A 19,967-nucleotide genomic window follows, 5' to 3' on the forward strand; every position below is an offset into this window, starting at 1 on the left:
GTAGCGGGATGGGATAGCCAGGAGATTCCGGCGGGCTCATAACCCGCAGATCGGTAGTTCAAATCTACCTCCCGCTATGCTTCTGACGCGAACAACACGAGGAGCGTAGCGACGAGTGTCGTGAGTGTCGAACATAGCAGCGGGGAGGTTCGAACCAGGGAGCACGAGGCGCGAACGAAGCGAGCGACCGTGCGACCGTGGTTCGAATCTACCTCCCGCATTCGCGCGACTTTCGTTCTCGATCGTTTCTTCGAACTCCGAATGTCTAGTCGTTCGGAGCGGTTGCTCCGGTGGTGTTGTTGGCGAGCGGGGTGGGTGGTCGGTGGTTCTAATCGGTCGGTCTCAGGGGAGGAGGACGCCGTCGATGACGTGGACGACGCCGTTCTTGGCTTCGATGTCGGTGGCGACGATCTCTGCGCCGCCGAGGCCGCCGCCGTTGAGGGTGGTGCCGTCGGTGGTGACGTTGCCGCCGGCGAGCATCTTGACGGGGGCTGGGTTGACGATGGAGGGTGCGTACCGGCGGCCTTTGGTGACGTGGTACTTGAGGATGGTCGCGAGGTCGTCTCTCGCGAGGAGTTGGGCGGGGGTGGCGCCGAGTGCGTCGAGGAGGGCCTCGAACGCTGCGTTGGTCGGCGCGAACACGGTGTACTGGCCGTCGTCGCTGTCGAGGGCGGTGCCGAGACCCGTCTCCTGGAGTGCCGCGACGAGCGTGCTGAACGTGGCGGGGTCGCCCGCGGCGATCTCGGTGATGGTCTGCTCGGCGCTTGCGCCCTGGCGGTTGCCCTTGCCGGGGCGGGCGGCGACGGTGCCGGCGCCGGTGGCGAGGAGGGTTCCGGTTGTGAGCGTCTTGAGGACCGTTCGGCGGTCGATGGGTGTCATTGTGATACCTCGTCCGTATGGACCACCGATAAGAGATTAGACACTAGCCCGAACTGGTTGGGTTGCTTTGTTGCCAAAGTATCGCTTAGAGGCCTTCTCAGTGCGTTTTTGCCACTTGAGGGCAATCGTTGCGAAGCGGTAACTATGCCATAATTACTGATACGATGGTGTCGCGGTGGTTGGCGGGGTGGTCAGTCGCCGGACGCTTCGTTCGCGATGGTGGCGCGGTCGTCGGCGACGGCGTGGTCGTCGAGGAGGTGGCAGGCGACGTCGTGGTCGTCGTCGACGGCGCGCGTTTTCGGCGCGTCCTGCTCGCACGGCGTCGTGAACGCGTCCCCGAGTACGGACGCGGCAGCGTCCGCGTTCCCGTTCGCGAGGGCGTCGATAGCGTCGGCGAGCACGCGCTCGGCGTCGTCGTCGCCGAGCGCGTCCGGGAGGTCGTACTCCGCGCGGACGGCGTCGTCGACGGCGTCCGACCGGAGGTCGCTCGCGTCCTCGACGTCGGCGTGCGTGCGGGCGAGGTCCATCGCGGCGTCGCCGTCGAACTCCCCGCCCTCGACGTCGTGCCGGAGGTCGAGGACGCGCCGCCACGCTGACTGGTCGAAGTCGTACGCGTCGGGCTGGATGACCTTCGGGCAGCGCGTGTGGAACCGGCACCCGCTCGGGGGGTTCTCCGGGCTCGGGACGTCGCCCGTGAGTTCCACGCCGAGGCCGCGCTGGCGCGGGTCCGGGTTCGGAATCGAGGACAGCAGTGCTTGCGTGTACGGATGCTGCGGGTCCGCGAACAGCTCCTCGGTCGGTGCGACCTCGACTATCTCTCCGAGGTACATCACGGCGACGCGGTCGCAGACCTCCTTGACGACGCCGAGGTCGTGACTGATGAACAGCATCGACAGCCCGAAGCGCTCTTGGAGGTCGTTGATGAGGCTGAGGATCTCCGCCTGGATGGAGACGTCGAGCGCGCTCACGGGCTCGTCGGCGACGACGAGCTCCGGATTGACGACGAGCGCGCGAGCGAGCGCGATGCGTTGCTTCTGGCCGCCCGAGAACTCGTGGGGGTAGCGGTCGGCGTCCGCGGCCTCCAGACCGACGCGCTCCAGGAGGTCGGAGACGATCTCGTCCTGTCGCTCGGGGTCGGTGAGGCCGTGTATCTCGAGGGGTTCGGCGACGCTCTCGCCGACGGTCATCCGCGGGTCGAAGCTGCTCGTCGGGTCCTGGAACACCATCTGTGCCTGCCGGCGGAAGCGCTTCAGTTGCGCGTCGGAGAACCCCGCGACGTCTCGCGGGTCGCGGTCGGCCTCGTCGTCCCCGCGGAAGCCGTCGCGGACGCGGTCCAGCAGCGACCGCGAGTCGTCGTCCGCCGGGAGCTTCCCGTGGTACCGTATCTCGCCGGCGGTCGGGTCCTCCAGTCGCAGGAGCGACGTCGCCGCCGTGGACTTCCCGCAGCCGGACTCGCCGACGAGCCCGAGCGTCTCCCCGCGGTGCAGGGTGAAGTCGACGCCGTCGACGGCCTTCACCGTCCCCACCTGGCGACGCAGCAGGCCCTTCGTGATTGGGTAGTGCTTCTTGAGGCCGTCGACGGTGACGAGCGGTTCGCCGTCGGCGCCACGGTCGGCGGGGCGGCGAGCGACGCCATCGGCCGTCGCATACTCATCGTCGGTCGCGGGCTCGTCGTCGCGGTCGTCGCGGTCGTCGCGAGCGGGTTCGTCAGTCATCTCGCTCACCTCCGTCGGTCCGCGCCGTGTCGTCGTCGGCGTCGTCGGTCGCGACCGCGACCCCGGCGTTCTGTACGACGGTCGCGTCGTACCCGGCCTGGTAGTACACGCAGGACGCGACGTGGTCGTCGGCGCCGTCGACGTTCACCGCCGGTGGCTGGTCGCCCTCGCGGCAGGCGTCGACCGCGTGCGGGCATCGTGGCGCGAACCGACAGCCATCCGGTGGGTCGGTCGGGTCCGGGAGCGTCCCGCCGATGCCCTCCGCGGCGTTCCGACGACCGGGCAGACACTCGAGGAGCGCCTTCGTGTACGGATGCGACGGGTTCTCGAAGACGTCGAAGACGCTCCCTTGCTCCATGACCTTCCCGGCGTACATCACGACGACGCGGTCGGCGACCTCCGCGACGACGCCGAGGTCGTGCGTGATGAGGAGGATGCCCATCCCGAACTCGTCCTGGATGTCGCGGAGGAGCCTGAGAATCTGGGCCTGGATGGTGACGTCGAGCGCGGTCGTCGGCTCGTCCGCGATGAGGAGGTCGGGTTCGCCCGCGATGGCGATCGCGATGACGACGCGCTGGGTCTGCCCGCCCGAGAACTCGTGGGGGTAGTCGTCGAACCGCTCGCCGGCCTTCGGGATGCCGACGCGGTCGAGCAGGTCGACCGCTATCTCGCGCGCCTCGGCCTTCGAGACGTCGCGATGCAGTCGCACGGCTTCCACGACCTGTCGGCCGACCGTGTAGACGGGATTGAGCGTGCTCTGTGGGTTCTGGAAGACGTGCCCGATGCTGCCGCCCCGGAGCGTCCGGAGTCGCTTCTCGGGGAGCGTCAGGAGGTCCTCGCCTTCGAAGTCGACGCTCTCGGCGTCTATCTCGCCCGGGGGCTGCGGGACGAGGCGCGTGATGGCTTCGCTCGTCACGGTCTTCCCGCTGCCGGACTCGCCGACGATGCAGACCGTCTCGCCGCGGTCGACGTCGAACGACACGTCGCTCGCGGCGTGCACGGTCCCGGCTTCGGTGTGGAATCGAACGCTCAGGTCTCGGACGGACAGGAGTGGATCATCTTGCATCAGGCATCACCTCGAGGGTCGAGGACGTCGCGGAGGGCGTCGCCGAGCAGACTGAACGCGAGCACGACGAGTGCGAGTGCGAGCGTCAGTTCGCTCGACACCCACCACGCGTTCGGGAAGTTGTTCAGGCCGTTCGCGATGCTCTCGCCGAGCGAGATGACCATGATGTCGTTCAGACTCAGGTACGCGATGGCGGCTTCGGCGAGGATGAGCATCGGGATGCGGCGCGTCACCGACGTGAGGACGGTGTTCGAGACGTTCGGGAGGATGTGCTTGCGCATGATGCGGCGGTCGTCCGCGCCCGCGGAGCGCGCGGCGGTGACGAACTCGGCTTCGCGACGCTGGACGACCTCCGAGCGAACGAGGCGGGCTGCACCGCCCCAGGAGAGCAGGCCGAACACGAGGATGAGCAGGAAGAGGCTCCGGCCGAACACGTAACTCAGGACGATGTACGCGACGAACGCGGGGATGGTCTGCTGGATGTCGATGTAGCCCGTGATGGTGTCGTCGACGAGTCCGCCGGTGTAGCCGGCGAACGTCCCGACGAGCGTCGCGATCGGGAGCATGATCATCGACGTGAGGAGCGCGACCTCCAGGCTCACGCGGAACCCGACGAACAGGACCGCGAGCACGCTCTTCCCGACGTAGTTCGTCCCGAGCGGGTGCTCCCACGTGCCGAGACACCCGGAGTCCACCACCTGTCCGGCGCAGTTCGACGGCGAGGAAACGCCGATCGCGGGGCCGAACTCGAGGAACTCGTACATCGTGAACCGGACCGCGAACAGCGTCACCAGGCCGACGCCGACGACGGTCGCGGCGAGCGCGAGTGGCTCGCGGACGCGCTCGACGCGATTGTAGAGCGCGAGCACGACGCCGAACGCGATGGCGGCCGCGAGCAGGAGCGTGAACAGGTCCGTCGTCCCGAACGGCGTCGAGACGGGCGCGGGTGGCTGATGGGAGAACGTCTCGTAGCTGCCGTCGACCTCCTTGAACGTCGTCGGCATCCCGACGACTGCATTCCCGAACGCACCCCCGAGCACGAAGAACGTGACGTACGCGAGTGCGACCGCGCCCGTCGGGTGGTCCTTCAGTCGTCGAAGGTACAGTCGCGTCCGGTCGAGGTCGTCGAACAGGCGGCCGAGCACGAAGCACGCGAACACGAGCAGCGAGAACACGAACACCCACTCGACCCCGTAGACGTCCCAGTAGAGGTACCCGTAGTAGGGTATCTCGACGCTATCGAACGTCGGGTCCGGCGCGAGATAGTAGTAGTCGTACGCGAACGCGACCGCGAGCACCGTCGACAGCGCCGCGAAGACCTTCGTGCGGACGGCGACGCGACGCCAGTTCTCCACGACGGGGAGTGCGAACGCGAACAGGAAGCAGACCGCGAGGACGAGGTACGCGAAGTCGAGCGACGACGGCTCGACCCATCGGACCGTGCCAGCGAGGACGTCCACGGTCGGCACGCGCGCCCCCGACTCGGCGACGTTCGCGTACGCGAACACGCCGAGGATCGCAGCGAGGACCGTCGCGAACGCACCCCGGCGAACGCTGACGTCGTCGGGTTCCTCGACGCGCTCCCAGTCCACGCGCTCGAACGCCGCGAGTTCCCGACGGTCACCGGTCGCCATCGACGCTCACCTCATCGCAGGGCGTGGCCGAACGTTGCAGCATCGACCCAACGATTCACCCCCACATCTAAAAAGATGACATAGTGTCAAACGCCGGCTTTAGTATCGATACCGGTCACGTCGTGCGGTTCTCCGGGATTCCGCCGTGATACACACCCGGTTTTAATACCGAGCCTCGGAGAGTGTGGTTCGATGACCGACACTCGCTGCCGTCGCCGGCGATCCCGACACCAGACCCTCGTCGGGGAGGCCGAACCGTGAGCTTCCAGCTGAAGGTGGCGCGACGCGGGGCGTTCGCCGTCCTGTCGATGTTCCTCATCGTCACCGTCGCGTTCGCGTTCGTCACCCTCACCGAGGACCCGAACGTCGGCGCCGTCGCGTACGAGGCGTCGAACACCGGCGGCGACCCGAAGGAAGCCGTGCAGGCGTACCGCGAAGCCAGGAACCTGAACGACCCGTTCCTCCAGCGGTACGCGAAGTGGATGATGAACGTCGCGACGCTCGACTGGGGGCTCTCCTACAGCACCGGTCAGTCCGTGCTCGGCGTGCTCGGCAGCAGCCTCCCGTTCACGCTCCTCTATCTCGTCCCGTCGATGCTCCTGTCGCTCGTCATCGGCGTCACCGTCGGCCTCTACTCGGCGCTGAACCAGCACTCGCTGAGCGACAAGTTCGCGACCGCGACCGCGTACTTCAGTCTCGGCACGCCGAACTTCTGGCTCGCCCAGATACTGTTCGTGGTCGCCATCACGCAGATGAACTGGGTCCCGTACCTCTACATCGCCCCCGGCTTCGACATCTGGGGCGGCACCCTCTCGCTTCCGTTACTCCCGGACGTGCCACTCCTGAAAGGCGACCTCGTGAAGTACTACTCGCTGCCCGTCGTCACGCTCACGACCGTGCTTCTCGCCGGCCAGCTCCGGTACGCGCGCGCCGAGAGCCTCGAGTACGTCGACGCGGACTTCGTGAAGATCGCGAAAGCGAAAGGCGCGGGCCCGATCCGGATCGCGGTCCACATCCTCCGGAACGCCGCCATCCCGCTCGTCGCGCTGTTCTTCACGGACATGCTCAGCGTCCTCGTCCTGAACATCTTCGTCATCGAGTTCGCGTTCGCCATCCCCGGGTTCGCGCAGGTGAGCATGAACGCCATCACCGCCCGCGACCTCCCGCTCATCCTCGGGATGACGATGGTCATCGCGCTCGTCGGCGTGTTCGGGAACTTCCTCCAGGACATGGCGTACACCGTCCTCGACCCCAGAGTCGGGAGCGACGCGGAGTAGGTCGACCGCGGACATCGCTCTTCTCCCTTCCAATCAAGACGATACACCGAACCGACGGCCTGGCGGCCGTCGGATGCTACCGGAGTCCGGTCAGTCGTCGCCGTCGGCGTCGACGATGACGACCTCGCCGTCGACGACGTCGACGTTCACGAGCGTCTTCACGTCGTAGCCCGCGTCCGCGACCTCGTTGTCGCCGCCGACCTTCTTGATGACGGCGACGGTGTCGACGACGTCCGCGCCGATGTCGTCGAGCGCGCCCAGTACGGCCGCGAGCGTCCCGCCCGTGGAGAGGACGTCGTCGAGGACGAGCACGCGGTCGCCCTCGCGGACGTCGTTGATGTACATCTCGTTCTCCGAGTATCCCGTCGTCTGGTGGAGCGCGGTCTCGCCGTCGAGCCCGTACTCGCGCTTCCGGATGACGGTCAGCGGGATGTCCGTCATGAGCGACACGGCCGTGGAGATGTGGATACCCATCGCGGCCGGTGTGACGATCTTGTCGACGTCGTCGAGTTCCGCCTTCCGGATGATGCGGATGACGATCTCGCGCAGCAGCCCCGGGTCGAGCTGGGGGACGCCGTCCGAGATCGGGTGGACGAAGTAGTGATAGCCGTCTTTCTCGATGATCGGGCACTCGAGCAGGGACTCCTGCAGTCGGTCCATGCCGGAACTACTCCATGCGAAGCAAAAAGCTGGCGGTCGACGCGCCGATATCGGCGTCAATCCTCGACCGTCGTCGCGGGCCCGTTCCCGGCGTCCGTGCCTGCCGCGCTCGCGGTCGCTGCATCCGCGTTCCAGGACGCGAGCACGAGGAACTCGTCGTCGTCGGTCACCCAGAGGACGTAGACGCTGTCGTCGGCGTCGACGCCGTCGAGCGTCGCTGACTCGCCCGCGGAGACCGTCCGGCCGCTCGAGAAGTTCCCGACCGGCTCGAACCCCTGGTTCACGAGGCGGACGCGGTCCGCGTCCAGGTTGTCGCCGCCGTAGTGCGTGACGACGAGCGTATCCGTCGACGGGTCGTGCGCGAACGTGAACGACGCCTCCGGCCGCGGCTCCGTCGGCAGCACGGCCGATTCCAGGTCGAAGACGACGACGCCGGCGACGAACGCAGTCGCGACGACGAGCGCCGCCATCAACGTCGCGTGCAGTGCGTTCGTCCCACCGGCTCGACCCGTCACCATGTACTGATGACATCTCGGGCGGTGGCTACGAGAAGCTTCCGGCAGTCGACACGCGCACTCCCGTCAGGAGTCGGTGCTCGCGATGATGGACGACCGCTGGCCCTCCTGCCAGACGAGCTGGACCGACGACGACTCCTTGATGTTCGCGGTGTCCTCCTCGATACGGAGTTCGTCGCCGCTCGTGACCCCGTCGTTCCAGTCGGTGCCCGCACCGGTCGTGAAACCGCCCACCGACGACCCGTCCTCCCACGCGATGGCGCCGTCGACGGTCACGCGGAGCGTGCTCGTCGCCAGCTCGTCACCGCCGTTGTGCCGGAGAATAACTGCGTCATCGGTCCCGCCGCCGCTCGCGATGTCGAACTCGAACTCGATGACGGCATTCGGTTGCTGTTCGGTGACGGCGTTCCCGATGTCGAGGACGAACGCGCCGATGGCCGCGGAGAGGACGACGGTCACGGCGACCATCAGGATGACGCCGATGACCGGCGAGACGGCGTCGTCGTCGGTCAGCAACCCGCGGATGTCGGTCATCGACCCACGGTTAGCCGTGGACTTGGTTAAAACGTCCGGCCGGAGCGACGAGCGTACCGGCCCGTCGAGCGAGCCCGTTCAGGCGTCGTCGAGGTCGATCTCGGGCGGCGAATCCAGGTCCGCGAGGCGCATGTTCCGCTCGTGGTAGACGTGCACCGCGGCCGTGAGCGTGAACGCGATCGAGATGAGGAACGCCCACCCGAGCCCGTCGAGGACGTCCGAGTACGGGACCTCCGCCCAGATGGCGACGCAGAGCGCGCACGCGACCGCCCCCATCGAGAGGTAGAGCTCGCGCCACGGGAGTTCGTGCCCGGGCACGATCTCGAGGTAGATCGCGAGGTCGTTCGCGCGGTCGGTCGCCTCGATGACGCCCTCGTCGGCGTCGTAGTGCACGATGTTCACCTCCGAGAGTCGCGGCAGGTGCGTCTGCTGGAGCGTCGTGTACACGCGCTTGCGTTGTTCCGCCGAGACGTCCTCGCACGTCGTGTCGTACTCCCACGCGGCGACCTGCGTCGCGAGTTCACCGAGCTCGACGGGTTCGTCTCGTCGCTTCAGGTACTGGAGCACGAACCGCCGGCGTTGGTTTCGAAGTACGTCGAATATCTCGCCCTTGGAGAGGTCTTTCGAGGACCGCGCCGAGGACGCTAGCACGCCCACGATTCGCCCTCCGTCGGTACAGGGACCACCTGACCACCAGTCATGCTTGCCCCAACGTCACGCGCCGACGACCATAACTATTCTGTGGCAATCCCCGCCGGCACCGCGACACCCCGCGGCAATGTGACGTCGCGACACCCCCGCGGCAATGTGACGTCGCGACACCCCCGCGGCAATGTGACGTCGCGACACCCCCGCGGCGGTCGGACACCTCGATACCCGGAGGCGTCGGGTTTGAGAAGTATTAAGTCCGGAACGTGCCGGGTTGGGACTAGACATGGCTGTAGATCTCGCGACGTTGCTTGCCGTCGTGGGGTTGCCGTTCCTCGCCGCCGCACTCACCCCGTTCGTCTACCGGTTCCTGGGCGAACGGACGGCGTACTACGCCGCGGCGGTCGCGCTCGCGTGCCTCGGACTGGTCGCGAGCCTCTTCGGCACCCACGGTGCGGCGAGCGTCCAGTGGATACCCGCCCTCGACGTATCCCTCCGGTTCTACGTCGACGGCCTCTCGCTGCTCATCGCGACGCTCGCGAGCGGCGTGGGCGTCCTCATCCTCACCTACTCCGGCGCGTACATGCACGACGAGTCGGGGCAGGCGAAGTACTACGCGGCGCTGCTGGCGTTCATGGGGTCGATGCTCGGCGTGGCGTTCGCCGCGGACATGATCGTCCTCTTCCTGTTCTGGGAGTTGACGAGCCTGTCGTCGTACGTCCTCATCGGGCACTACCAGCGCGCGGGCCCGTCGCTGTACGCGAGTCGGAAGTCGATGCTCATCACGGTCGCCGGCGGGTTGTTCATGCTCGCGGGCTTCCTCGTCCTGCACGCGGTGTCGGCGGACGCGCTCGGGTCGGCGACGTGGGCGCTGTTCGGCGACGGCGGCATCCTGATGCCGGAGAACGCCGCGGCGATGCAGGCCGCGCTCGCCGAGCAGGGCCTGCTCGTGCCTGTGGTCGCGCTCGTCGGCATCGGTGCGGCAGCGAAGTCCGCGCAGGTCCCACTTCATATCTGGCTGCCGAACGCGATGGAGGCCCCGACGCCGGTGTCGGCGTTCCTGCACTCCGCGACGATGGTGAAAGCCGGCGTCTACCTCGTCGGGCGCCTCCGGCCGCTCCTCGGCGGCGAGGAGTGGACGGCTGCGTTCGTCGCACTCGGGTTGCTGACGATGACGGTCGCCGCCATCCTCGCGGTCGCGGCGACGGACATCAAGGAACTGCTCGCGTACTCCACGGCCTCCCACCTCGGACTCATCATCGCCGGGTTCGGGTTCACGTCGTTCTACGGCGCGGAGACCGGCGCCTTCCACATCGTGAATCACGCGCTGTTCAAGGCCGCGCTCTTCCTCGTCGCCGGCATCGTCGCGCACGAGGCCGGGACGCGCGCGCTGAACGAACTCGGGGGGCTCCGCGAGGACCTCCCGATCACGGCCGGTATCGCGGTCATCGCCGGCCTCGGGATGGCGGGCGTCCCGCCGTTCAACGGGTTCTACTCGAAGGAGTTCCTGTTCAAGGCCGCGTGGGAGTACGCGACCGTGCACGGCGGCGTCGCGTTCCTCGTGCCAGTCGTCGCGGTGTTCGGGAGCGTCTTCACGTTCCTGTACTCCATCCGGTTCGTCGCGATGTTCTTCGGCGACAAACCGGACGCGCTCGGGCACGTCCACAGTCCACCAGCGATAATGCTCGGCCCGCCGGCGTTGCTCGCGACGCTCGCCGCGGTCGTCGGCCTCGGCGGCGTCACCGCGACGTTCGGCGTCCACCTGGAACCGCTCGAGACGTTCGTCGCGAGCGTCATCCAGGCGACCGGCGGCGAACTCGGCGGTGGCGCGCACGCGGTCGCCGCGAGCGGCGCGGCGGGCGCGGTCGCGAAAGGCAGCGAGTTCACGTACCACCTGCCGACCTCCCGGGAGACCCTGCCGGCGGCGACGATGAGCGCCATCACGATCGTCCTCGGCGCGGCGGCGTACACCGAGTACGACGCGCTCCACGACCGCCTCGACGACCTCATCTCGGGACCGTTGACCGCGAACTACTACTACGACGGCCTCACCGACGGCGCGAACCCGTTCAGTGACCGCGTCCGCGAGGCCGTGCAGACGCGGCGCCTGCGGACGTACGCGACGTGGACGCTCGCCGCGTTCGTCGTCCTCACGCTCGGCGCGTACGCCGCCGCGGAGGTCGCCGTCGCGCTCCCCATCGACGAACTGTTCCCCGTGACGCCACCGAAGCTCGCGACCTGGCTCGTGCTCGCGCTCGCCGGCGTCGGCGCCGCGATGGTCGTCCGCGCGAACTCGCACGTCGCAGGCGTTCTCACGCTCTCCATCCTCGGGTTCATGATCGCCATCTTCTACATCCTCTCGAAGGCACCCGACCTCGCGCTCACGCAGCTCGTCGTGGAGACGCTCTTGCTCGTCATCTTCCTGCTCGTCCTCGACCGCCTCCCGGCGTTCTACGGGAACGTGACGCGGTCGACCGCGCTCCGTGACGGCGTCCTCTCGGTCGCGGTCGGCGCGACCGTCGCGACGACCGTCCTGCTCGCGACCGCCACCCGACCGGACTCCATCGCGACGTACTTCGTCGAGCGCGCGTACCCCGACGGCGGTGGAAGCAACATCGTCAACATCATCCTCGTCGACTTCCGAGCGTTCGACACCATGGGCGAGATCGCCGTCGTCTCGATGGCCGCGCTCTCCATCATCACACTCATCGCCCTGCGGGAGCGAGGTGAGACGCAATGAGTCGCTATGGAGATGACACGACCGTCATCGCGCGAACCGCGACGCGCATCGTGTCCCCCATCATCTTCGTCACCGCGATCGCGCTCCTCCTCCAGGGGCACAACCTCCCCGGTGGCGGGTTCATCGCGGGCGTGCTGACCGCGGCCGGGTTCGCGCTCATCTACGTCATCTTCGGCGTCGACTACGTGCAGGACACGCTCCTGCATCGGGACGTCGAACCGGCCTTCGGCATCCCGCGACCGGCGCTCGCCGCGGACTACCGCACGATGTTCGCGCTCGGCCTGCTGGTCGCCGCCGGCGCGGGCGTCGTCGCGATGTTCTTCGCCGACACCGGGTTCGCGTTCCTCGGCCAGCACGACTGGCTGTACGACGTGAAACCGCTGTTCAAGTTCCACTTCGCGAGCGCGTTCGCGTTCGACCTCGGCGTGTACCTCGTCGTCGTCGGCGGCCTGCTCGCCATCGTCTCGGTGGTGGGGGCAGAATGACGGAAGTCGTGCTCGCGGCCGTGCTCGGGTTCCTGTTCGCCGTCGGGACGTTCCTCGTCCTGCGGCGCGACGTGGTACGCGTCGTCTGGGGCGTGAGCATCATCTCGCAGGCCGCGAACGTCTACCTCATCACGATGAGTTCGCTCGGCGGCGGCGCGGTCCCGTTCGTGTCCGCCGGTGGGGCGGATGCGCCGGCGACCGTCGACCCACTCGTGCAGGCGCTCGTCCTGACCGCGATCGTCATCGGGTTCGGGACGACCGCGTTCGCGCTCGTCCTCACGTACCGCACGTACGAGGAACACGGCACCATCGACATGCTCGAACTCGCTGACGGCACGGAGGAAGCGGAGACGAACGGTGCGGTGGCGACCGACGGAGGTGCCGACGAATGAGTCCGCCGGTCGCGGTCATCGCACCGCTGCTCGTCGTCCTCGGGACCGCCATCCTGACCGCGCTCGCGCACCGGTCGCTGCGCGTCCAGCGCGCGCTCTCCGTGCTCGGCGGCGTCGCGTACCTCGGCGCGGTCGCGTACCTCTTCGCTCGCGTGAAAGCCGAGGGGACGCTCGTCTACCAGCTGTCGGACTGGCGAGCGCCCTACGGTATCACGATCGTCGCGGACGACCTCTCGGTGTTCATGCTCGCGTTCGGCTCGTTCGTCGGCGTCGCCGCGCTCGCGTTCGCGGTCGCGTACGTCGACGAGGTCGGGCAGCGCGTGAGCTTCCATCCGCTCTATCACTTCATGCTCGTCGGCGTCACCGGGTCGTTCCTCACCGGCGACATCTTCAACCTCTTCGTGTGGTTCGAGGTGATGCTGATGTCGAGCTACGTCCTGGTCGTCTTCTACTCGGGGCCCGAGCACACGCGCGCCGCGCTCCAGTACGTCGTCCTGAACCTCGTCGGGAGCGCGCTCATGCTCGTCGCCATCGGCGGCCTGTACGCGACGACGGGGACGCTGAACATGGCGGACATGGCGCGACGGCTCGCCGACCCGGCGGCGTTCGGTATCACGACGCTCGCGCCCGTCCTCGGCCTCTCGGTCGTCCTGTTCGTCGTGTTCGCGCTCAAAGCGGGTATCGTCCCGTTCCACTGGTGGGTGCCCGCGGCGTACCGCGCCGCGCCCGCACCAGTGTCGGCGGCACTCGCTGGTGTCGTCAAGAAGGTCGGTATCTACGCCATCATCCGCCTGTACTTCACGGTGTTCGCGCCCGCCGACCTCGGCGAACTCGCGCTCCCCGGACTCAGTGGGTCCGGGCCGCTCGCGTACTTCGGCCCGGTCCTGCTCGTGATGGCGATCGCGAGCATCCTCCTCGGCGGGGTCGCGGCGGTGAACCGGGACCGGATCGACGACCTGCTCGCGTACTCGAGCGTCGGTCAGGTCGGGTTCATCGTGCTGCCGCTCGCCCTCGCCGCGTTCGGTATCGTCGCGGGCGTCGACGCGCCGGCACCGTACGGTGACGTCGCAGGTGTGAGCGGTCTCGCGGTGCTCGGCGTCACCGCCGCGCTCGTGTACTCGCTGAATCACGGGCTCGCGAAGAGCGCGCTGTTCCTCGCGAGCGGCGCCATCCACGACGCGACGGGCACCTCGCGCCTCGACCGCCTCGGCGGGCTCGCAGAGCGCGCGCCCGTGCTCTCCGGCGGGTTCTTCGTCGCCGCCATCGGCCTCGTCGGCATCCCGCCGCTCGTCGGGTTCTTCGGGAAGTTCCTCGTGTTCGACGCCGCGGTCGTCGCCGGGAGCGAACTCGCGCTCGGCGGGGCACTCGCCGGCGCGATACTCACGATAACGTACGTCACGCGAGCGTGGAACCGCGGCTTCTGGGGGACGCCCACGGAGGTCGTCGACGCGACGCACACGAACCGCACGCAGGTCGCGGTCGTGGTCGTCCTCGCGCTCGCGGTCGTCGGCGTCGGGGTCGCGTTCGACCCCGTGCTCGAAGCCGCCATCGAGGGCGCGACCGCGGCGCTCGACACGCAGGGGTACGTCGACGCCGTGAACCCAGACACTACCAGTAGCGCCACCAGCGGAGGTGGGCACGCATGAACGACCACGCACCCGACGACAGCGATGTGCGCGACGGCAGCGACGCGGCCGAAGCCGCCGACGCACCCGACGAACCAGCGAACACCGCGCCGCGCGAGGACCTAAGCGACGACGCGCCCCGGCGCTGGCCGCTGCTCGGGTTCGCGTTCGCCGTCCTCTGGCTGTTCGTCCGCGGCGTCGACATCGCCGAAGGCGGCGAGCTCGTCCTCGGGTTGGCGCTCGGCGAGTTCCTCATCGGACTCACGGTCGGCATCCCGATCGCCTTCCTCTTCCGGCGGTTCTTCAGTCCGACGCCCGTGCTCGTCCGGACGCCGCGAGCCGTCCTCGCCGCACTACAGTACGCGACGGTGTTCCTCTGGGAACTCCTGACGGCGAACGTCGACGTCGCGTACCGCGTCCTCTCGCCGTCGATGCCGATCGACCCGGACGTCATCGAAGTGCCCTTGCGGGTCGAGACAGACCTCGCCATCACGACCATCGCGAACTCCATCACGCTCACACCGGGGACCCTCACCATGGACTACGACGCCGAACGGAACAGCCTGTACGTGCACGCCATCGCCGCGGACGACCCGTCGAGTATCGTCGACCCGATCCGGACGTGGGAGGACCTCGCGCTCGTGATGTTCGACGAACGCCGCGACCCCGGGAGTCCGGTTCCGGAACCCGAGGGTGACGCGACCGTCGAGCACGAAGGCGTCGACGCCTGGTCGGCCGACGTCGACGAACGCGACGAGGACGCCGGAGGTGAGGACGATGCGTGACCTCGGGGTCGCGCTCGCCGCGAACGAACCGCTCGGCGGACTCGCGCACGACGTCATCGGTCTCGGCCTCGTCGTCGCCGCCGCCGTGACGCTGTTCTCGGCGTACCGCGTCGTCGCGGGCCCGTCGACGCCGGACCGCGTCGTCGCGCTCGACACCATCGGGACGAACGTCGTCGCCATCGCCGCGCTGTACGCGATGTGGACGGGTCGCGGCCTGTTCGTGGACGTGGCGCTCGTCCTCGCCATCATCGGGTTCATCAGTACCATCGCGGTCGCGCGGTTCGTCACCGAAGGAGACATCATCGAATGACCATGCTCGCCTCCCTCCCCAACGCAATCGACGGCATCGCACCTTCGACGACCGGCGCGGACGCGGTCCCGCTCGCAGCCGGCGGGTCCGCGAGTCTCAATGGACCGATCCAGGCCGCGCTCGTCGTCGCGCTCGTCGCCGTCGGCACGTTCTTCCTCGTCGTCGGCGTCGTCGGCCTCGTCCGCCTGCCGTCGGTCTACAACCGGATGCACGCGACGAGCAAGGCGACGACGCTCGGCGCGTCGTCGATGCTCCTCGCCGGCTTCCTGTACTTCGGCGGTGACGGGTCCGGGCTCGCGGCGCTCGTCGCGGTCGCGTTCCTGTTCATCACCGCGCCGACCGGCGCGCACATGATAAGCCGCGCCGCCCAGAAGATGGGCATCCCGTTCGAGGACACCGTCACCTGGCCGCGCGACGACTGACCGCGCGCGAGCACGCCGCGGCGACGACCGACCCGGGGTCGTGTCGCGGGCGAACGCACCACGGGAGCGTGTCCTTCGGGAGTGCACCCCCGGAGACGGGTGAATACCGCCATTGCCGCAACTAATTTATCGCTGCAACAACAGTTAAATGAGCGTATGCCCGAGCGAGCGGTGGACACTGGGAGGGAGACGGAACCGGCGACCGAGTCGAGCCCGCCGACCGACGAACTGCTGCGAGCGCTCGCGAAGTCGCGAACGCTCGTCCGCTCGCTTCGAGACGGCCCGAAGTACAAACGAACGCTCGCCGAGGACCTCGACGTCTCCAAGTCGACGGTCTACAACTGGGCGCGGGAACTCAACGAACACGGTGTCGTCGCCCGAACGCACGAGGGATACGAGCTCACGGCACTCGGCGCGCAGGTCGCGGCGGTCTTCCAGATGACCGTCGAGACCACCGAGCACCTCTACGAAGCCCGTCCGCTGCTCGAAGCCGTGCCCGAGTCGATGGCGCCGCCACCGTGCGTGATGGCGACCGCGTCCGTCGTGACGACCGATACCAGTCCGACCGCGCCACTGGACGCGTTCATGACGTGGGTCGAGGACGCGACGCACGTCACCGGCCTCCCCGGACTCACGTACCCGCGGAGCTTCGAGGCGGTCGCCGACGACCTCCGTAGCGGCGACATGACGTGCGACGTCGTCATCGAGAACGACGACGTCGACGCGCTCACCGCGAAGTACCCCGCCGTCTGCGAGCAGGTGCTCGCCGGCCCATCGACCGTCCACTACGTCGACGAGACCCCACCGGTGGGACTGTACCTCCTCCCGGACAGCACGCCGAACGTCGGCGTGACGACGTACACCGACCGCGGCCACATCGCCAGCTTCGTCCGCCTGTCTGGCGAGGACGCCGCGACGTGGGCGCGTGGCGTCTACGAGGACGTTCGCAAGGACGCGACGCTCGTCGACTCGCAGTAACTGGTTGCGACCGGTCGCTCCGCGCAAGCCCCTGGTCGGGAGTGACGACTCGACGATGGCAACTCGAGCGACTCGGGAGAACGTTACCGAGGTGGGATGGCCGCGGTCGACGATTCGCGCAAGTCGACGTCGAGGGTATCGACCGCGGGACAACGGTTGGTGGGTGACTAACCGCAAAGAACCCGGCCGGAGGATGGGCTCGAACGACCACTGGGGAGTGGTGGCTCCGGCCGGAGAGAGACAGGCGACGTGGGCGTCGTTGCCGTCAGCTCGTCGTCGGGGGGCGGAACGGGGCCGCGTCCAGGGAGGTCGCTCCGTCTCCGGTCGAGCGGTCGACGCCCGCGAGAGACCACGTCCCTCCCGTCACCACCGTCCATGCGAAGACAACGCACGGCAGTCACCACCTAGCTAACTGGTTGCAGGGCCTGCTAGTTGCTACGCGGACACAACGGACCCCCACCCCCTCAACGTTCCTGATTTATCAACGCCATCGGGGTTCGCGAGCGCGACCTCGTCGAGTCCGTCCACGCCCGCTACGAGAGGACCTCCGCGAGCGCCGCCGCCACCTCTCGCCCGAGCGCCGCCTTCGACCCCGTGAACGCAGCGTACCCTTCCGCGTGCACGAGGAGCGCGCGCGTCTCGTCGGCACCCATGACGCTCGCGTCGTTCGCCACCACGAACGCGAGGCCCGCGCGCTCGAGGGTCTCCCTGGCCTGCTCGACCATCGCCGCATCGTCGCCGCTCGTCTCGGCCTTGAACCCGACGATAGGGAGGTCCGGGTGTGCGTCGCGCACGGTATCGATGAGCTTCCGCGTCGACTCCAGTTCGAGCGACAGGTCCTCGCGACCACTCCGGATCTTCTCGTCCGCGCTCGCGACCGTGTAATCCGATATCGCGGCAACCGATACGAGCGCGTCCGCATCCTCGTCCTCGACCACTCGCAGGACCGCGTCGGTCATCTCCGCGGCCGTCTCCACGTCCACGACCGAGGCGTACGGCACGTCGCCGTCCGGATGCACGAGCGTCACGTCCGCACCCGCGACGTACAGCGCTCGCGCCAGCGCACGGCCCGTCTTCCCCGACGACCGGTTCGTGAGGACGCGCACGGGGTCCACGCGCTCGCTCGTCGCCCCCGACGTCACCACCACGTGCTCGCCCGCGAGCGGCCGACCCCCGGCGGCACGCGCGGTCGCGAGCACGATCGCCTCCTCGGTCGCGATCTTCGCCTTCCCCTCCTCGACGCGCGGGTCGACGAACGACACCCCCCACGATTCGAGCGTGTCGATAGCGTCGAGCACCCCCGGATGGTCGTACATCGGCTCGTGCATCGCGGGCGCCACCACGACCGGCAGGCCCGTGCCGAGCGCGGTCGTCGCGCACGTCGTCACCGTCGAATCGTCGACCGCACTCGCCATCTTCCCGACCGTGTTCGCGGTCGACGGCGCTATCAGGAGGACGTCAGCCCACTCGTCGCGCCCGCAGAGCGCGACGTGCTCGACGCTCCCCGTGATCTCCGTGACGACGTCGTGCTCGGTCGCGAACTCGAGCGCCCACGGATGCACGATTCCCGTCGCGCTCTCGGTCATCACCGCTCGAACGCTCGCACCCTCCCGGCGGAGTTCGTGCGCGAGTTCGACGGTCTTCACCGCTGCAATCGACCCCGTTACGCCGAGCGCCACGTTCACGCCGGCGAGCGCGCCATCGTCTCGTCGCTTCGGTTCGTCCGACTCCGCAGTCATACCACGCGATTGGAGTGCCCCACACAAGAGCGTACCCGATACCGAACCCGCGCCCGAACGACCGTGCACGGTCGGTCGCGCCGTGACCGGTCGGGCGGTCAGCGGAATCGACGCGAGATGAGGACGCCGATCGAACCGATGGACAGCAGCGAGAACACGCCGTCGAAGTGCTGTCGTTTCGGGTCGTCGATCGGTTTCGAGATCGGGTCGAGCACGGAGAGCGGATCGAATCCGTCGTCCGCACCGCCGACACCGAGGACCGCGTTCACGTCCTGACTCGTCGACTCGGAGCCGCTGTCCGCGTTCGATGCCTCGTCGCTCGAAGCGCCGGCGTCACCGGCGGCCTCGGTCGAGGAATCCTCGCCGGCTTCGTCGTTCGCGCCCGAGCGTTCGTCCGCGGACGCGGAGTCGTCTCCACCCTCGGAGTCGCTCCCGCCGGATAGTCCACCGTCGCCGTCGTCGCTCCCGGACGTCCCCTCCGACCCGGAGTTCGAGCCGTCGCCCGACTCCGAGCCGTCACCCGATTTGGAACCGTCGCCGGACTTCGAGCCGTCACCCGATTTGGAACCGTCGCCGGACTTCGAGCCATCGGGCTTCTTCGAACCGTCGCCGGACTTCGAGCCGTCACCCTTCTTCGAACCGTCGTCAGGTTTCGAGCCGTCACCCGACTCCGGAGCGTCGTCGTCGGAACTTCCGTCGTCACCGCCGCTGAGTCCACCGTCGTCGGAGTCGTCATCGCCGCTCCCACCATCGTCACCGCTACCGTCGTCGCCACCGTCCAGTCCACCACCGGAATCGTCGTCGCCAGACCCATCGTCACCACCGGACCCGTCGTCACCACCGGACCCGTCGTCACCACCGGACCCGTCGTCACCACCGGACCCATCGTCACCACCGGACCCGTCGTCACCACCGGACCCGTCGTCACCACCGGACCCATCGTCACCACCGGACCCATCGTCACCACCGGACCCATCGTCACCACCGGACCCGTCGTCACCACCGGACCCATCGTCGCCAGACCCGTCGTCGTCGTCGCCGCCGCCGTCCTTCTCGCCGACGACTATCGTGGTGTTGGCACTGGCCGTATTCCGTTCGCGGTCACCGACCTGCGCGCGCAGCGTCAGGTCGCTTCCGTCGTGGTCCTCCGGGACCTGCATCGTGACGGAGACAGTCCGGTTCGCACCGGGTTCCAGCGTCTCGAACTGCCAGCCGACGCCGCGTCCCGCGAAGTTCGCGCCGTCGTCCGAATGGCTCTGCACCGACCACGTCGGCGGGAACCGCGCCTGGAGGGATGCGGACGACGCCGCAGTCGAACCGGTGTTCTCGACGACGAACGTCACCGTCACCGTCCCGCCCGGGTCCGTCGATCCGGCGGATATCGAGAGCGCGAGGTCGACGGCGGACGCGTCCGTCGACTCGTTCACCGGACTCGTCGCGCCAGTCCCGTCGACCGCACCGGCGACCGGCCCGGTAACGGCGAGGGCGGCGACGAGCACGACGAGCACGCGAACGCCACGTTTGTTTCTCATTAGTAGTTACTCCAATTATACCGTAGCGCGA

Annotated in this window: 19 protein-coding genes and 1 tRNA gene; 10 read left to right on the forward strand and 10 right to left on the reverse strand. The window is 68.2% G+C overall.

Features of this window, described 5'->3' with window-relative positions:
* Window positions 1-2 precede the first annotated feature (2 nt).
* A tRNA-Met gene (locus VYJ16_RS01935) sits at window positions 3-77 on the forward strand.
* Window positions 78-342: 265 nt separating this feature from the next.
* Here the strand turns inward: VYJ16_RS01935 and VYJ16_RS01940 are convergent.
* The 4 genes from VYJ16_RS01940 to VYJ16_RS01955 all read right to left on the reverse strand — a co-directional run bounded on the left by VYJ16_RS01940 (window position 343) and on the right by VYJ16_RS01955 (window position 5,294).
* Window positions 343-879, reverse strand: coding sequence for a fasciclin domain-containing protein (locus tag VYJ16_RS01940; protein WP_336348636.1), 537 nt, complete (start codon window positions 877-879; stop codon window positions 343-345).
* A 191-nt stretch (window positions 880-1,070) separates the two neighbouring features.
* A complete protein-coding gene (locus VYJ16_RS01945) occupies window positions 1,071-2,594 on the reverse strand; it encodes an ABC transporter ATP-binding protein (RefSeq protein ID WP_336348637.1) in 1,524 nt (507 codons plus the stop codon).
* Window positions 2,587-3,660, reverse strand: a complete 1,074-nt coding sequence (locus VYJ16_RS01950) for an ABC transporter ATP-binding protein (RefSeq protein WP_336348638.1) — start codon at window positions 3,658-3,660, stop codon at window positions 2,587-2,589. The genes VYJ16_RS01945 and VYJ16_RS01950 overlap by 8 nt, the downstream gene beginning before the upstream one ends.
* Window positions 3,660-5,294 carry an ABC transporter permease gene (locus tag VYJ16_RS01955; protein ID WP_336348639.1) on the reverse strand — a complete coding sequence of 545 codons (1,635 nt, stop codon included), beginning with the start codon at window positions 5,292-5,294 and terminating at the stop codon, window positions 3,660-3,662. The genes VYJ16_RS01950 and VYJ16_RS01955 overlap by 1 nt, the downstream gene beginning before the upstream one ends.
* Window positions 5,295-5,551: 257 nt before the next feature.
* On the opposite strand from VYJ16_RS01955, the gene VYJ16_RS01960 reads away from it, so the two are divergent.
* Entirely contained in the window at window positions 5,552-6,571 is a 1,020-nt protein-coding gene (locus tag VYJ16_RS01960) for an ABC transporter permease (RefSeq protein ID WP_336348640.1), read from the forward strand.
* Window positions 6,572-6,661: 90 nt separating this feature from the next.
* Here the strand turns inward: VYJ16_RS01960 and hpt are convergent, their stop codons facing one another.
* The 4 genes from hpt to VYJ16_RS01980 form a co-directional block, all read right to left on the reverse strand.
* Window positions 6,662-7,231, reverse strand: coding sequence for a hypoxanthine/guanine phosphoribosyltransferase (hpt, locus tag VYJ16_RS01965; protein ID WP_336348641.1), 570 nt, complete (start codon window positions 7,229-7,231; stop codon window positions 6,662-6,664).
* Window positions 7,232-7,287: 56 nt separating this feature from the next.
* Window positions 7,288-7,749 (reverse strand): hypothetical protein, encoded by a 462-nt coding sequence (locus VYJ16_RS01970; protein WP_336348642.1) that lies wholly within the window; start codon window positions 7,747-7,749, stop codon window positions 7,288-7,290.
* A 63-nt stretch (window positions 7,750-7,812) separates the two neighbouring features.
* Window positions 7,813-8,280, reverse strand: a complete 468-nt coding sequence (locus VYJ16_RS01975; protein WP_336348643.1) for a type IV pilin N-terminal domain-containing protein — start codon at window positions 8,278-8,280, stop codon at window positions 7,813-7,815.
* A gap of 78 nt (window positions 8,281-8,358) precedes the next feature.
* Window positions 8,359-8,937 (reverse strand): DUF7344 domain-containing protein, encoded by a 579-nt coding sequence (locus tag VYJ16_RS01980; RefSeq protein ID WP_336348644.1) that lies wholly within the window; start codon window positions 8,935-8,937, stop codon window positions 8,359-8,361.
* A 277-nt stretch (window positions 8,938-9,214) separates the two neighbouring features.
* Between VYJ16_RS01980 and mbhE the strand changes: the two genes are divergently transcribed.
* The 8 genes from mbhE to VYJ16_RS02020 all read left to right on the forward strand — a co-directional run bounded on the left by mbhE (window position 9,215) and on the right by VYJ16_RS02020 (window position 16,665).
* Window positions 9,215-11,668: a hydrogen gas-evolving membrane-bound hydrogenase subunit E gene (gene mbhE, locus VYJ16_RS01985; protein WP_336348645.1), complete on the forward strand. Its 2,454-nt coding sequence runs from the start codon at window positions 9,215-9,217 to the stop codon at window positions 11,666-11,668.
* The gene (locus VYJ16_RS01990) at window positions 11,665-12,153 is read left to right on the forward strand and encodes an MnhB domain-containing protein (protein ID WP_336348646.1); all 489 of its coding nucleotides are present in this window, start codon (window positions 11,665-11,667) and stop codon (window positions 12,151-12,153) included. Before mbhE ends, VYJ16_RS01990 begins: the two co-directional genes overlap by 4 nt.
* Window positions 12,150-12,545, forward strand: coding sequence for a sodium:proton antiporter (locus VYJ16_RS01995; protein WP_336348647.1), 396 nt, complete (start codon window positions 12,150-12,152; stop codon window positions 12,543-12,545). Before VYJ16_RS01990 ends, VYJ16_RS01995 begins: the two co-directional genes overlap by 4 nt.
* Window positions 12,542-14,191 (forward strand): complex I subunit 5 family protein, encoded by a 1,650-nt coding sequence (locus VYJ16_RS02000; RefSeq protein WP_336348648.1) that lies wholly within the window; start codon window positions 12,542-12,544, stop codon window positions 14,189-14,191. The genes VYJ16_RS01995 and VYJ16_RS02000 overlap by 4 nt, the downstream gene beginning before the upstream one ends.
* Window positions 14,192-14,322: 131 nt before the next feature.
* Complete coding sequence (locus tag VYJ16_RS02005) at window positions 14,323-14,955, forward strand: Na+/H+ antiporter subunit E (RefSeq protein ID WP_379761979.1); 633 nt, start codon at window positions 14,323-14,325, stop codon at window positions 14,953-14,955.
* Complete coding sequence (locus VYJ16_RS02010) at window positions 14,948-15,265, forward strand: MrpF/PhaF family protein (protein WP_336348650.1); 318 nt, start codon at window positions 14,948-14,950, stop codon at window positions 15,263-15,265. Before VYJ16_RS02005 ends, VYJ16_RS02010 begins: the two co-directional genes overlap by 8 nt.
* A 2-nt stretch (window positions 15,266-15,267) precedes the next feature.
* Window positions 15,268-15,687: a monovalent cation/H(+) antiporter subunit G gene (mnhG, locus tag VYJ16_RS02015; RefSeq protein WP_379761981.1), complete on the forward strand. Its 420-nt coding sequence runs from the start codon at window positions 15,268-15,270 to the stop codon at window positions 15,685-15,687.
* Between the two features lie 156 nt (window positions 15,688-15,843).
* Complete coding sequence (locus VYJ16_RS02020) at window positions 15,844-16,665, forward strand: helix-turn-helix transcriptional regulator (RefSeq protein ID WP_336348651.1); 822 nt, start codon at window positions 15,844-15,846, stop codon at window positions 16,663-16,665.
* Between the two features lie 533 nt (window positions 16,666-17,198).
* Here VYJ16_RS02020 and coaBC read toward each other — a convergent pair.
* Both coaBC and VYJ16_RS02030 read right to left on the reverse strand, forming a co-directional pair.
* On the reverse strand, window positions 17,199-18,404 hold the full coding sequence (gene coaBC / locus VYJ16_RS02025; protein WP_336348652.1) for a bifunctional phosphopantothenoylcysteine decarboxylase/phosphopantothenate--cysteine ligase CoaBC: 1,206 nt from the start codon (window positions 18,402-18,404) through the stop codon (window positions 17,199-17,201).
* 98 nt (window positions 18,405-18,502) lie between these two features.
* Window positions 18,503-19,936, reverse strand: coding sequence for an NEW3 domain-containing protein (locus VYJ16_RS02030; RefSeq protein WP_336348653.1), 1,434 nt, complete (start codon window positions 19,934-19,936; stop codon window positions 18,503-18,505).
* Between the last annotated feature and the right edge of the window lie 31 nt (window positions 19,937-19,967).

This window comes from Halorubellus litoreus (genome assembly GCF_037081675.1).
Taxonomy (GTDB): Archaea; Halobacteriota; Halobacteria; order Halobacteriales; family Natrialbaceae; genus Halorubellus; species Halorubellus litoreus.

Excerpts from the sequence above, each read along its gene's own strand:
- VYJ16_RS02010 (WP_336348650.1), top strand. The coding sequence starts at position 14,948 with ATGCGTGACCTCGGGGTCGCGCTCGCCGCGAACGAACCGCTCGGCGGA.
- VYJ16_RS01995 (WP_336348647.1), top strand. The coding sequence starts at position 12,150 with ATGACGGAAGTCGTGCTCGCGGCCGTGCTCGGGTTCCTGTTCGCCGTC.
- VYJ16_RS01990 (WP_336348646.1), top strand. The coding sequence starts at position 11,665 with ATGAGTCGCTATGGAGATGACACGACCGTCATCGCGCGAACCGCGACG.
- coaBC (WP_336348652.1), bottom strand. The coding sequence starts at position 18,404 with ATGACTGCGGAGTCGGACGAACCGAAGCGACGAGACGATGGCGCGCTC.
- VYJ16_RS01970 (WP_336348642.1), bottom strand. The coding sequence starts at position 7,749 with ATGGTGACGGGTCGAGCCGGTGGGACGAACGCACTGCACGCGACGTTG.
- mnhG (WP_379761981.1), top strand. The coding sequence starts at position 15,268 with ATGCTCGCCTCCCTCCCCAACGCAATCGACGGCATCGCACCTTCGACG.
- VYJ16_RS01975 (WP_336348643.1), bottom strand. The coding sequence starts at position 8,280 with ATGACCGACATCCGCGGGTTGCTGACCGACGACGACGCCGTCTCGCCG.
- VYJ16_RS01950 (WP_336348638.1), bottom strand. The coding sequence starts at position 3,660 with ATGCAAGATGATCCACTCCTGTCCGTCCGAGACCTGAGCGTTCGATTC.
- VYJ16_RS01945 (WP_336348637.1), bottom strand. The coding sequence starts at position 2,594 with ATGACTGACGAACCCGCTCGCGACGACCGCGACGACCGCGACGACGAG.
- VYJ16_RS02020 (WP_336348651.1), top strand. The coding sequence starts at position 15,844 with ATGCCCGAGCGAGCGGTGGACACTGGGAGGGAGACGGAACCGGCGACC.
- VYJ16_RS02030 (WP_336348653.1), bottom strand. The coding sequence starts at position 19,936 with ATGAGAAACAAACGTGGCGTTCGCGTGCTCGTCGTGCTCGTCGCCGCC.
- VYJ16_RS01955 (WP_336348639.1), bottom strand. The coding sequence starts at position 5,294 with ATGGCGACCGGTGACCGTCGGGAACTCGCGGCGTTCGAGCGCGTGGAC.
- VYJ16_RS02000 (WP_336348648.1), top strand. The coding sequence starts at position 12,542 with ATGAGTCCGCCGGTCGCGGTCATCGCACCGCTGCTCGTCGTCCTCGGG.
- mbhE (WP_336348645.1), top strand. The coding sequence starts at position 9,215 with ATGGCTGTAGATCTCGCGACGTTGCTTGCCGTCGTGGGGTTGCCGTTC.
- VYJ16_RS01940 (WP_336348636.1), bottom strand. The coding sequence starts at position 879 with ATGACACCCATCGACCGCCGAACGGTCCTCAAGACGCTCACAACCGGA.
- hpt (WP_336348641.1), bottom strand. The coding sequence starts at position 7,231 with ATGGACCGACTGCAGGAGTCCCTGCTCGAGTGCCCGATCATCGAGAAA.